Source organism: Bacillus paralicheniformis, assembly GCF_002993925.1.
GTDB lineage: Bacteria > Bacillota > Bacilli > Bacillales > Bacillaceae > Bacillus > Bacillus paralicheniformis.
On sequence record NZ_CP023665.1, the window covers coordinates 1,472,991 to 1,485,725 of the forward strand.

A 12,735-nucleotide genomic window follows, 5' to 3' on the forward strand; every position below is an offset into this window, starting at 1 on the left:
AATGAAGCGATATGTTCGTTGCGTATGGGCCATCCTTCTCCTTTTCTTCTTCAGCACGGGGATTGAGGGACCTGCGCAGCCGAAAGGCGCTGCCGCACATCACAGTCAGGATCTTTTTCTGTTCGATTTTGGAAAAGGTCCCGCTGAGAAGGATTATGTGAAAGTGAACGAGGCCTCCGCGTATCAAAATGGTAAAGGCTACGGGTTTTCACGGGCAGGGAACGCTGTGTGCAAAAAGACGCAAAAAAAAGAAGCGCTCAAGAAAGACTATTGTGTCGTGAACCGGACGGCTTTTCTGGCGGTTCTTTCTCCTGGTGAATACCGCGTAACCGTATTTGCCTCATCCCGCGGTGAATTGAAGCTTTATGCCGAAGGAGAGGAAATGGGAACGATCCCGGCCGGAGCAAAGGGAAGTTCAGCCGAAAAAGCGTTCACCGTTACGGTGGAAGACGGGCGTCTCGATTTGGAGTGGAAAGGACCTCAGCCAAAAGTGTATGCCGTCGAAATTTCGAAGGTGTATCGGTTTGATTTCGGTGACGGGCCTCTTGCTTCGGGCTTTATTCCGATAGACGCGCAATCGGCTTATACTCCTTTAAAAGGCTACGGATTTGACGACACAACAAAGGTGACTTGTACGGACCGCGGTATCGCCGATCCGCTTCGTTCAGACTTTTGCATACCGGATGGAACGGCGTTTACGGTCGATTTGCCTGACGGTCAATATCATGTCCGGCTGATAACCGGAGATGCCCGGGCAAAAACGAACATGGACGTACGGGCAAATGGCATGATTCAGCTCTATTCATTTGGAGCGGAAGCGGGCGGATACAACGAAAAAACGTTTCCGATTCATATTTCCGGTGGCCGCCTTTCCATTCAAGCCATAGCAGCGAGAACAGCGCCGCGCCTCAATGCGCTGGTCTTGACGAAGACGGCTTATCATGTAACGGATGACAAGACGACGGTTTTTCTGGCGGGAGATTCCACGGTTTCCGATTATGAACCAGGTTATGCGCCGATGGCAGGCTGGGGGCAATTTTTAGGCGGCTATTTCTCGGATGAAATCGTCATCGACAACCAGGCGAAACGCGCGAGAAGCGCGAAAAGTTTTGTGGATGAACGGTCGCTGGATACGATTTTAAACCGGATGAAACGGGGCGATTATTTGTTGATTCAGTTCGGCATCAATGACGCCGGGCAAGATCCGGCCCGTCATACAGATCCGTATACGACATTTCAGGAATACTTGAGAACCTACATTAACAAAGCCCGCGAAAAAGGAGGACGGCCTGTGCTCGTCACTTCTCAAAGTAAACGAACCTATGATGAAAAGGGTGTTTTTTACAACAGCATCGGAGAATATCCGAACGCAATGAGACAGCTCGGACGGGAAATGAACGTTCCGGTGCTCGATTTAAATAAAAAGAGCATTGATTATTACAACGAGATCGGCGTTGAAGCGACTAAAAACGTATTTATGTTTTTAGAGCCGGGAGAAAGCCCGAATTATCCAGACGGAATCCAGGACAGGGTGCATGTTCACGAGTTCGGCGCCAACCAATTGGCGAGGCTCGTGACAGAAGAAATCGCCGATATGAACATGTATCCGCTGAAACATTCGCTCAAGAAATAAGGTGTCGGGAGAGCCGGTCTCCGGTTCTCCCGTTCGCCATTCCAAACCGTAAAGGGGAGAGAGGACGATGGGAGAAAAAGACGTACATGCAGCAGCTGAACGCGTTCGGCCGGTGAAATCGACGGCAAAATCGAGGCAAATGGAACGCTTGAACCGCGGACTTGTGGCCGTAAAAACAAAAAAAGGGGTTTTTCTCAGCTGGCGGCTCTTAGGAACAGATCCGGAAGAAACGGCTTTCAACCTATATCGCAACGGTCACAGAATCAACTCAACACCCGTTTCATCATCGACCAACTTTCTTGATAAACACGGAAACGGAGAATCTGTTTATTATGTGACAAAGGTTCTCGGAGATCAGGAAGTCGAGCAGTCGCACAAAACAGCTGTCTGGCAGAAGCCGTACTTGGATGTTCCGTTAAACAAGCCTGACGGCGGGACAACTCCTGACGGCGTACAGTATACGTACAGCGCCAATGACGCGAGCATCGGAGATCTCGACGGCGACGGAGAATACGAAATTGTGCTCAAATGGGACCCGTCCAATTCGAAAGATAATGCACACAACGGCTATACCGGAGAAGTCATCATCGATGCATATAAGCTTGATGGGACATTCATGTGGAGGATTCATCTCGGGAAAAACATCCGCGCGGGCGCCCATTATACGCAATTGATGGTCTATGATCTTGACGGCGACGGGAAAGCGGAAATCGCCATGAAGACAGCTGACGGAACGGTTGACGGAACTGGTCGGGTGATTGGCGATCCTGCTGCCGATTACAGAAATGAAAATGGACGAATTTTGGACGGGCCTGAATATTTGTCGATTTTTCACGGGGAAACGGGAAGGGAATTGGCAACCATGGATTACGATCCGCCGCGGGGCAGGCTTGAGGATTGGGGAGACGGATACGGCAACCGCATGGATCGATTTTTGGCAGGCATCGCCTATTTGGACGGTGAAAGGCCGAGTCTTGTTATGGCGCGCGGCTATTACACAAGAACGGTGCTTGCCGCTTACAACTTCCGGGACGGCAAGCTGACCAAGCTATGGACATTTGACAGCGACAAGCCCGGAAACGAAGGCTATGCAGGGCAGGGAAACCATAGTCTGAGCGTCGCGGATGTCGACGATGACGGGAAAGATGAGATCGTCTACGGTGCGATGGCCGTGGATCATGATGGAACAGGGCTTTATACGACAGGGCTTGGGCACGGTGACGCCATGCATGTGAGCGATCTTGACCCGGATCGACCCGGGCTGGAAGTCTTTCAAGTGCATGAAGACCCGCGCCTTCCGTACGGTCTCTCATTTCGCGATGCGGGTACAGGGGAGATCCTCTGGGGAGTGCCGGCGGATACAGATGTTGGGCGGGGAATGGCCGCGCATATCGATCCCCGTTATAAAGGCTCGCTTGTCTGGGCGATCGATCCCCCGGGTAATGAAGGGAAATCATACGGCCTCTTTACGAGTAAGGGAGAAAAGCTCAGCGACGCCGCTCCGGCTTCGGCCAATTTTGGGATTTGGTGGGACGGCGATCTTCTCCGCGAGCTGCTTGACCATGATTGGAAAGAACCCGCCGGCATCCCGAAAATTGATAAATGGGACTATCACAGCGGCAGGCTGGTCAATCTGCTCACTGCTGACGGAACGCTGTCTAACAATTGGACGAAAGGGACGCCCGTGCTTCAGGCCAATCTATTCGGCGATTGGCGCGAAGATGTCGTATTCCGCACCGCGCGAAGCGATGCTCTGCGAATATACACAACGACCGAGCTGACTGAACATCGTTTCTATACGTTCATGCACGATCCCGTCTACCGCTTGGGGGTAGCCTGGCAAAATGTCGCTTACAATCAGCCGCCTCACCCCGGATTTTATTTGGGAACCGGAATGGACAAGCCGCCCCGGCCGAATATTTATACCGCTCCCTGTAAGAAACATGAAGAGTGACAGAGATCGCTGGTTCATTGAGGTTTATTCAATATACAAAAAAGTATGATTGTAATCTCACAGCCTGTTCCCATAAAATGAATGGTAAGCGATTTCATTTCAAAATGAAAAGATGGATTCATATGGAGTATCAGGCGAGTGATACACGCTATGAAAATATGAAATACAACCGCTGCGGGCATTCAGGTTTAAAACTGCCTGCTTTGTCTTTAGGGCTTTGGCATCATTTCGGAGAAGCCAATTCGTTTCAAAATGCCAAAGCACTGTTAAGAAAAGCATTCGATCTGGGAATCACCCACTTTGACTTGGCGAATAATTACGGTCCGCCCCCCGGTTCTGCCGAAGAAACATTCGGAAAAGCGCTGAAAACCGATTTTGCCCGCTACCGTGATTGAAATGGTCATCAGCACGAAAGCCGGCTATACGATGTGGCCCGGACCATACGGCGATTGGGGGTCAAAAAAGTACCTCGTCGCAAGCCTTGATCAAAGTTTAATACGAATGGGCATAGATTATGTCGACATATATTATTCGCACCGCCCTGATCCCCATACACCGCTGGAAGAGACGATGGGAGCGCTCGCCCATATCATCAGGCAAGGAAAAGCTTTATATGTCGGTCTGTCGAACTACAGCGCCGAACAGACCGAAAAAGCGGCCGATATTTTGCAAGAATACGGGGTTCCGCTCCTCATCCATCAGCCCAAATATTCAATGTTCCACAGAGAACCGGAAAACGGCCTGCTGCAAGTGCTGCAGAAAAAAGGAGCCGGGGCGATCGCGTTTACACCTCTTGCTCAAGGGCTTTTATCAACGAAATATTTGAATGGGATTCCCGCCGGGTCAAGAGCCGCAGATGTGAACAGTCCGTTTTTGCAGGCCGAGAGCATCACAGAAGACGTGCTCGGCAAAGTCCGCAAGCTGAATCAAGTGGCGGCCGAACGCGGCCAATCCCTGCCGCAAATGGCGATAGCCTGGCTTTTAAAAGATCCGCGCGTCACCTCGGTGCTGATCGGCGCAAGCAAAACCAAACAGATCGAAGAAAATGCCGCTGCTCTTAAGTCCGCTCGATTCTCAGCTGAAGAGCTCGACACAATTGATAAAATTCTTTCATAAAAAGGAGTGGTCGTGATGACAATCAGCATCTATCTGGCCGGCGATTCGACCGTCCAAAATTATAAGGCGGATTCGCCTCAAGGAGGCTGGGGCGAATTTCTCCAGTCTTATGTATCCGGAAATGTACAGGTGATCAACCGGGCCATCGGGGGCCGAAGTTCAAAAACGTTCGTTGAAGAAGGAAGGCTTGCATCGATTTTAGATGTGATCAAACAGAACGATTGGCTGTTCGTTCAGATGGGGCACAATGACGCGTCGAAAGACAAACCAGAACGCTATACTGAGCCGTATACAACGTATAAACAATACTTGAAAATGTACGTCGACGGCGCGCGTCAAAAAGGAGCTTCGCCGCTTCTCATCACGCCTGTCGCAAGGCTCCATTACAAGGACGGCGTCTTTTTGAACGATTTCTCGGACTACTGCATCGCGATGAAGCAGGTGGCAAGTGAAGAAAACGTCCGCTTGATCGATTTAATGGACAAAAGCCTGCAGCATTTTGCGGAAAAAGGGTACAGCGAGGTATTTAAATATTTTATGATCTCGGAAAATGTCAACGACTACACACATTTTACGAAAAAAGGGGCCCGGGAAATGGCGAAGCTTGTCTCTATCGGCATTCGAGAGCTCGGTCTGCCGTTTGTTAAAGAGACGGTATGAAGATGAACGGAAAACTGTATCACGGCGCTTGCTTTTATCCCGAATTATGGGATGAGGACGTGATGGATGAGGATATCAGGATGATGAAGCGAGCCGGGATCAATGTCGTCAGAATCGGGGAGTTTGCCTGGTCAAGGATGGAGCCGGAAGAAGGAAGGATCGATGTCGGATTTTTTGCCGGCGTCATCCGAAAGCTCCACGACAACAAAATTGAAACGGTCATGTGCACACCGACTGCGACACCGCCGATCTGGCTGACCCACGGGCATCCGGAAAGAATGCATGTGAATGAAAAAGGAGAGACGATGGGACACGGTTCGAGGCAGCATGCCTGCACAAACCATCCGTATTTTAGAGAGCGGGCCCGCCTGATCATCAAACATATCGCCAAAGAGCTCGGAGAACTGCCGGGATTGATCGGGTGGCAGCTTGACAATGAATTCAAATGCCATGTCGCAGAATGCATGTGTGAAACGTGCAACACATTATGGCACAAATGGCTGGAAGACCGCTATCAGACGATTGACCGTCTGAATGAGGCTTGGGGTACAGGCGTATGGAGCGAAACGTATCAGCGCTTCGAGCAAGTTCCGCAGCCCGGACCGACCCCGTTTTTGCACAATTCTTCTTTAAGGACGATGTATCAGCTGTTTTCGATGGACAAGATTTCTGAATTTGCGCGTGAGCAGGCTGAAGTGATCAGAACATATTCCAACGCCCCGATCACCCATAACAGCAGCGTCATGTTCGGCGTTGATCATGAAGATCTTTTCAAGAGCCTTGATTTCGCCTCGTTTGATACGTACGCCAGCCAGGAAAACAGTGCCGCCTTTTTGTTTAATTGTGATTTATGGAGAAACATTAAAAAAGGACGGCCGTTCTGGATAATGGAAACGAGCCCTTCCTACAGCGCTTCGCTTGAAAGCTATGCCGTGCCTCATCAAAACGGCTATTTGAAGGCTGAAGCGGTCTCTTCTTATGCTCTTGGCGGAGCCGCGTTCTGCTATTGGCTGTGGCGTCAGCAGAGAGCCGGATCTGAACAGCCGCATGGATCAGTGATCAGCGCATGGGGGGAGCCTGATGTGGGATATGATCATGTGCTCGAAGTCGAGCAGGCGAGACGGGAGGTTGAGCACATCATGCTGGCGACGGACCCTTTGCAGGCTGAAACAGCCGTCGTCTATTCGGATCGTGCAAAGGTGTTTTTGAAAACGGAGCCACATCGGGGTCTTCACTACAGAACACTGATCACCGAGTTTTATAACCGATTGTTAAAGATGGGCATTCACAGAGATGTCATTCTTGAAGGGAGCTCGCTTGACGGCTATAAACTGCTGTTTACGCCGTTTATTCACTATCTTCCGCCTGCGTTTATCAAAAAAGCCGAAGCCTTTGCACAAAGTGGCGGCATTTGGATTGCGGGTCCGCTGACGGGCGGAAGAACAGAAAATCATACGGTTCACACTGATTGCGGATTAGGGGAATTGGAAAAAAGTTCTGGAGTCAAAACGCTTTATACATTTCCGATGGATGAGCGGAACTCGAGTGGAGCGGCGTTTGGCGTAAAGGCGCCGCTGAGTCTGTGGAGCGCTGTTTTTAAAGCCGGCGGCACCGAGGCTGTCGGGATAATTGAAAAAGGCCCGGCGTCAGGAAAAGCGTTCATCACAGAGCATAAATGCGGAAAAGGAAAAATCGTCATGCTCGGGTCGATGCCGGCAGGCGAAGCGGGTGACATCATGATGAAAAAGCTGATCAGTCATTACGCAGAAGAAGCGGGTGTTACACAGAAAACCGATGCCACTCCCGGAACAGTCGTCGCGCCCCGGAAAGGAGCAGACGGTCTTGTCTGGGTCGTGATCAATATGGACGGCAAAGGAGGCGCAGTGACACTTGACGGAAACGGAACCGATTTATTGTCCGACAGGCCCGTATCCGGATGCGTGACACTCGGCCCGCACGAATACCGCGTGGTTTTGTTTTCAGAGAATAAATGAATCGCCGCAGGCGCTTGCCCGCGGCTTTTTTGTTTCGTTTTGCTAAAAAAGGGATGATGCCTGCAAAAAAAGGAGCAGACACCTCTCCAATATAAGCAAAAAAGGAATATTGACGGTCAAAAGGCTAAACAGGAAAATATTCACTGACCAATCGGTTAAACAGAAAGGAGGAACACTTATGAAAGCACAGACTGAACTAAAATGGCTGAATAGGGCGCCTGCCGCGTTCGGCGGGGTGACCTGGGGAGTTCCTTGGGCAAAAGGAGTGCTGCAAAAAGGAGAGACGGTCGCCATTGCTTCGAAAAACGCCCCGTGTTTGCAAACATGGCCGCTCGCATATTGGCCTGACGGCTCGCTTAAATGGACGGGGCATGCCACAGTCTTCCCTAAAGAAAGCGGCAGCCGATTTACATTGAAAAAAGGGGGGGCAGGCGTCCCTAAAACCGTCATGAATGTCAGTGAGCAGAAAGATGAAATCACGGTGAATACGGGCGCGATAGTCTGCAGGCTTGGAAAATCGGGGACGGAACTCATCCGTTCGATTTCCATTTCCGGGGAAATGATGGCGAAAGAAGGGCGGCTCATCGCTTTAAAAGAAAAAAGAAGCGGCTCAGATTCACAATGCATGTATCATATTGAACGGTTTGAGAGCATGATCAAACGTACGGCAATCGAACAAAACGGTCCGGTTAAGACAGTCGTCAAGATTGAAGGCGTCCACCGCGGCGGAGGCATCGATGTTTGGCTCCCTTTTACCGTCAGGCTGTCTTTCTATGCCGGTGATCCGTCCATCCGGATCGTGCACACGATCTTCATCGACTGTGAAGCAGAAACAGCATGGATCAAAGGACTCGGTTTCGAGATGAGCGCGGTTTTGAGCGGAGCGCCGAGAAACAGGCATATCCGCTATGCGGCCGACGGAGGGATTTACGGAGAGGCTTCTCAGCTGCTTGTGACGAGAAGATTCAATGAAACAAACGGACTCTATGAACGACAGATTGCGGGACAGCCTGTACCGGAAAAGTCGGCAGTCGTGCGCGATGCCGAGAGAAACGCCGTCTGGAACGATTTCAAGCTCATCCAGGATTCCCCTGTTCACTGGCGCTTAAAAAAGCGAACCGGCAAAGGCTGCGCCTGGGTGGACGCGATTCATGGGGAGAGAGCGAAAGGGCTGATGTATGCAGGCGGGGAAAACGGCGGCATCGCACTCGGGCTCAGGAACTTCTTTGAAAAATATCCGTCATCGCTTGAAGCGAAAGGTCTTGCCGGCGGGGAAACGAAATTGGCGGTATGGTTTTGGCCTCCTGAAGCTGAAGCGATGGATTTCCGTCATTATTCAAAAGACACTCATGTTGAAAGCGCATATGAAGGGTTTGCCGAAATGAGGTCAACGGCCGTCGGCATTGCCAATACGAGCGAAGTCAGCCTCGCCTGTTTTGCAAATCCGCCGATCGATGAAGAGCTGAATAGAGCGGCGGACGAATGGCAAAATCCCCCGCTGCTTATTTGTGAGCCTGACTATTATTATCACACCCGCGCGCTGGGCGTTTGGAGCCTGAAAGATAAACGGCACCCGCTCTCGGCTGTGCTTGAAGATCAGCTTGACGAGGCTCTCAAGTTTTACATGAACGAAGTCGATCAGCGGAGCTGGTACGGCTATTGGCATTACGGTGATATGATGCATACGTACGATGCCGTCCGGCATGTATGGCGGTACGACCTTGGCGGCTATGCATGGCAAAATACGGAACTCGTTCCGAACCTCTGGCTTTGGCAGTCTTTTTTCAGATCCGGTACGGAAGACATCTTCAGAATGGCGGAAGCGATGACCCGTCACACTAGCGAAGTCGACTGCTATCATTTCGGGGAGTATAAAGGCCTCGGTTCAAGGCACAATGTCCTCCATTGGGGCTGCGGGTGCAAGGAAGCGAGAATTAGCATGGCCGGCCTTCATAAGCCTTATTACTTTTTGACGGCGGACGAGAGAACGGGAGACGTGTTATCTGAAGTAAAAGATGCCGATCGAGCGCTTGAGACGCTTGATCCGATGAGAGCTTATTATCCGGAAAAAGAGTTTCCCGCCCACGCAAGAGTAGGCCCCGACTGGGCGGCGTTCTGTTCCAACTGGCTGACGGAATGGGAGCGGACAGGCGATGAAGCGTACCTTGATAAAATCAAACGGGGGATCGGCCGGCTTAAAGCGCTGCCGTTTCGTCTGTTGTCCGGACCGACTTTCGGATACGATCCTGAAGCTTCAGATCTGCTTCATATGGGGGACGGGAATCATGGCGGCTATCATATGGTCATCGCCTTCGGTGCCCCGCAAACATGGCTGGAGCTTGCAGAACTGCTTGAGGATGTGGAATGGAAGGAGATGCTAGGGGAATTCGGCGAATTTTATTTGCTGACTGATGAAGAAAAGCGCAAAAGGAGCGGCGGGAAGCTTCACGATGATTTATTTCACTGGCCGATGTTCTCCGCTGCCATGGCCGCTTACGCTGCCTGGCTCCACCAAGACCGGAAGCTCGCCGAACAAGTGTGGCGCCTGTTGCTCGATGAAAAACAAAGCCATACACCGTTGCCGATCACTCCAAAACAAATCCATGCCTGGAAAACGATCACGGAAATTCCCTGGGTTACAACAAACTGCGTCTCACAATGGTGCCTAAACTTGATAGCCGTGCTCGAGCTGCTTAAAGATATGCCGCCCGATCTGGACATGCAAGAAAAGATCATCAAGGCAATGAAAGAACATCCCGCTCGCACATGAAGGCAAAAAATGAAGGTTGCCGGAAAAATGTAAGCGCTTTAAATTTAAGTGGAACAATTGAGACGATCAAAAGGGGGAATTGTACAATGGCAAGACTGAAGCTGAAGGGAAACAAATGGCTCGCTGCACCCGCTGTTTTTTTGCTCTTGATGGGGTGCAGCGCAAATGAGACGGCCAATCAAGACGGGAAAGGAAAAGAAAAGGATGCCATTCATATTATGGCTCCGCTCCTGTCGCCGGAAAGTCCGGGAGAAAACAGCCCGTCTTTAAAAGCGCTCGAAACATACACGAAAAAACAAATCAAAGTGACATGGGTTCCGAACTCTTCCTATAATGATAAATTCAACATCGTCATGGCCTCGGGAGATTTGCCGCAAGCCATCGTCGTCACGGACAAGTCCCCGGGGTTTATCAAGTCTGTCAAATCAGGTGCGTTTTGGGAGCTTTCACCTTATTTAAAAGACTACCCGAACCTCGGAAAGGCCGATAAAAAAGTGATGAAGAACAGTTCCATCAACGGCGAGATTTACGGTATTTACAGGGCGAGGGACCTGATCCGCGCTTCGATCATCATCAGAACGGACTGGCTCGAAAATGTCGGTCTGGAGATGCCGAAAACAATCGACGAATTTTACGACGTGCTGAAAGCGTTTAAAGAAAAAGACCCCGACGGAAACGGGAAGGATGATACGTACGGCATGGTGGTGCCGAAATGGATGGGGCTTGGAAACGGGAGCCCGTGGGATATTATGCAGACGTGGTTCGGCGCACCAAACCGCTACGGAATAGACGAAAAAGGTGAACTCATTCCGGACTTCACGACAGAAGAGTATATGGAAGCGCTGCGGTTTTTCAAAAAGCTGTATGATGAGGGACTGATCAATAAAGACTTCGCCGTCATGGATTCAGCGAAGTGGAACGATCCAATCGTCAAAGGAAAAGCGGGTGTCATCGTCGATACCGGTTCGCGGGCCTCACAAATTCAAAGCGCAATGGAAGAAGCAGATCCCGCTAACAAGGATGTGATCGACGTCACCGGAACGGTCAAAGGCCCGAAAGGAACGTATACATTCCCGACATCGGGATACGCCGGAATGATTGCCATTCCGAAAGCGAGCGTCAAAACGGAAAAAGAATTGAAAGAAGTGCTCAGCTTCCTGGATAAAATGAACGATGAAGAGGCACAAATTATTGCCAACAACGGTATAAAAGGGCGCAACTATAAGCTTGAGAACGGAACGTACACGTCCCTTGAAAAAAATAATAAAAAACTGCTTTATGAGCACGAAGGTCTTGCGCAGTTCAGCATGGGCATTCCCGAACAAAGATACCATGTGGAAAAACAAGAATCAAAGCTGTTCAAACACCGTGAACAGATTCTCAAAGAAGGGGAAAAAATCGCCGTATTCAATCCGGCTGAATCGCTCGTTTCAGATGTTTACACCCAAAAAGGGGCACAGCTTGACAACATCATTCTCGATGCCAAAACACAGTTTATCATCGGCGACATCGATGAAAAAGGCTTTCAAGATGCCGTGCAGCTTTGGTATAAAAGCGGTGGTGAAGATTTGATGAAAGAACTGAACAAACGCTACAAGGAGACGAAATAGCTCAGATCTTCAACCAGCATACGAAAGGGGGGATGCAGCACGTGGAAATCACCGCTAAAACAGGGAAAACCGCTGTTGAGACAGAAAAGAAACCGACTGGGCTGCAAGCTGTAAAACGGGATAAATGGCTTTATCTTCTGCTTGTTCCCGGTGTTTTATATTTTCTCATATTTAAATATTGGCCGATGTGGGGCGTGTTCATTGCTTTTAAAGATTATTCGCCTTATCTCGGATTTTGGCAGAGCGAATGGGTCGGGTTCGAGTATTTTAAAGATTTCTTTATGAACCCTGACTTCTTCCGCCTGCTCCGCAACACGCTCATGCTCGCCGCTCTCGATTTGATTTTTGCATTTCCGGCTCCGCTGATTGTCGCACTCATGCTGAATGAACTGCGGCATGCCATCTATAAACGGTGCATTCAGACGTTTATATATGTTCCGCATTTCGTCTCATGGACGATCGTCGTCAGTATGACATTTGTCTTTTTTACAGTTGATACGGGCGTGATGAATAAAATGCTGCAAAGCATAACGGGCAAAGAGATTGCATTTCTCTCGGATCCCGAATGGTTCAGGCCGATGATTGTGCTGCAAAGCATATGGAAGGAGACGGGCTGGGGAACGATCCTGTTTCTGGCGGCGCTCGCTTCGGTTGACCAGGAGCAGTATGAAGCGGCAGTGATGGACGGGGCAGGCAGATTAAGGAGAATGTGGCACATTACCCTTCCGGCCATCAGAAGCACGATCGTCGTGCTTCTCATCTTAAGAATCGGCAGTTTTTTAAACATCGGCTTTGAACAGATTTTTTTAATGACCAACTCTTTAAACCGGAGCGTGGCTGAAATTTTTGACACGTATGTCTATGTTGTCGGAATTACGCAAGGCGCATACAGCTATAGTACGGCAGTCGGGCTTTTTAAATCGGTTGTCGGAATCATTCTGATATTCGGCGCCAATTATATCGCGAAAAAGTTTGACCAGGACGGTCTGTTTTAATGA

Annotated in this window: 7 protein-coding genes and 1 pseudogene; all 8 read left to right on the forward strand. The window is 50.1% G+C overall.

Annotated features, from left to right (window positions below):
• The first annotated feature begins 1 nt into the window (after position 1).
• The 8 genes and pseudogenes from CP943_RS07565 to CP943_RS07600 all read left to right on the forward strand — a co-directional run bounded on the left by CP943_RS07565 (position 2) and on the right by CP943_RS07600 (position 12,732).
• On the forward strand, positions 2–1,633 hold the full coding sequence (locus tag CP943_RS07565; protein WP_234026565.1) for a rhamnogalacturonan acetylesterase: 1,632 nt from the start codon (positions 2–4) through the stop codon (positions 1,631–1,633).
• 67 nt (positions 1,634–1,700) lie between these two features.
• Positions 1,701–3,587, forward strand: coding sequence for a rhamnogalacturonan lyase (locus CP943_RS07570; RefSeq protein ID WP_105980901.1), 1,887 nt, complete (start codon positions 1,701–1,703; stop codon positions 3,585–3,587).
• A 122-nt stretch (positions 3,588–3,709) separates the two neighbouring features.
• A pseudogene (gene mgrA, locus CP943_RS07575) lies at positions 3,710–4,703 on the forward strand (L-glyceraldehyde 3-phosphate reductase).
• A 15-nt stretch (positions 4,704–4,718) separates the two neighbouring features.
• The gene (locus CP943_RS07580) at positions 4,719–5,363 is read left to right on the forward strand and encodes a rhamnogalacturonan acetylesterase (protein WP_105980902.1); all 645 of its coding nucleotides are present in this window, start codon (positions 4,719–4,721) and stop codon (positions 5,361–5,363) included.
• Entirely contained in the window at positions 5,360–7,357 is a 1,998-nt protein-coding gene (locus CP943_RS07585; RefSeq protein ID WP_105980903.1) for a beta-galactosidase, read from the forward strand. Before CP943_RS07580 ends, CP943_RS07585 begins: the two co-directional genes overlap by 4 nt.
• A gap of 178 nt (positions 7,358–7,535) precedes the next feature.
• Positions 7,536–10,127 (forward strand): exo-rhamnogalacturonan lyase family protein, encoded by a 2,592-nt coding sequence (locus tag CP943_RS07590; protein WP_199792123.1) that lies wholly within the window; start codon positions 7,536–7,538, stop codon positions 10,125–10,127.
• An 86-nt stretch (positions 10,128–10,213) separates the two neighbouring features.
• The gene (locus CP943_RS07595; protein WP_020451070.1) at positions 10,214–11,737 is read left to right on the forward strand and encodes an extracellular solute-binding protein; all 1,524 of its coding nucleotides are present in this window, start codon (positions 10,214–10,216) and stop codon (positions 11,735–11,737) included.
• 41 nt (positions 11,738–11,778) lie between these two features.
• Positions 11,779–12,732 carry an ABC transporter permease gene (locus CP943_RS07600; protein ID WP_020451071.1) on the forward strand — a complete coding sequence of 318 codons (954 nt, stop codon included), beginning with the start codon at positions 11,779–11,781 and terminating at the stop codon, positions 12,730–12,732.
• The last annotated feature ends 3 nt before the right edge of the window (positions 12,733–12,735 follow it).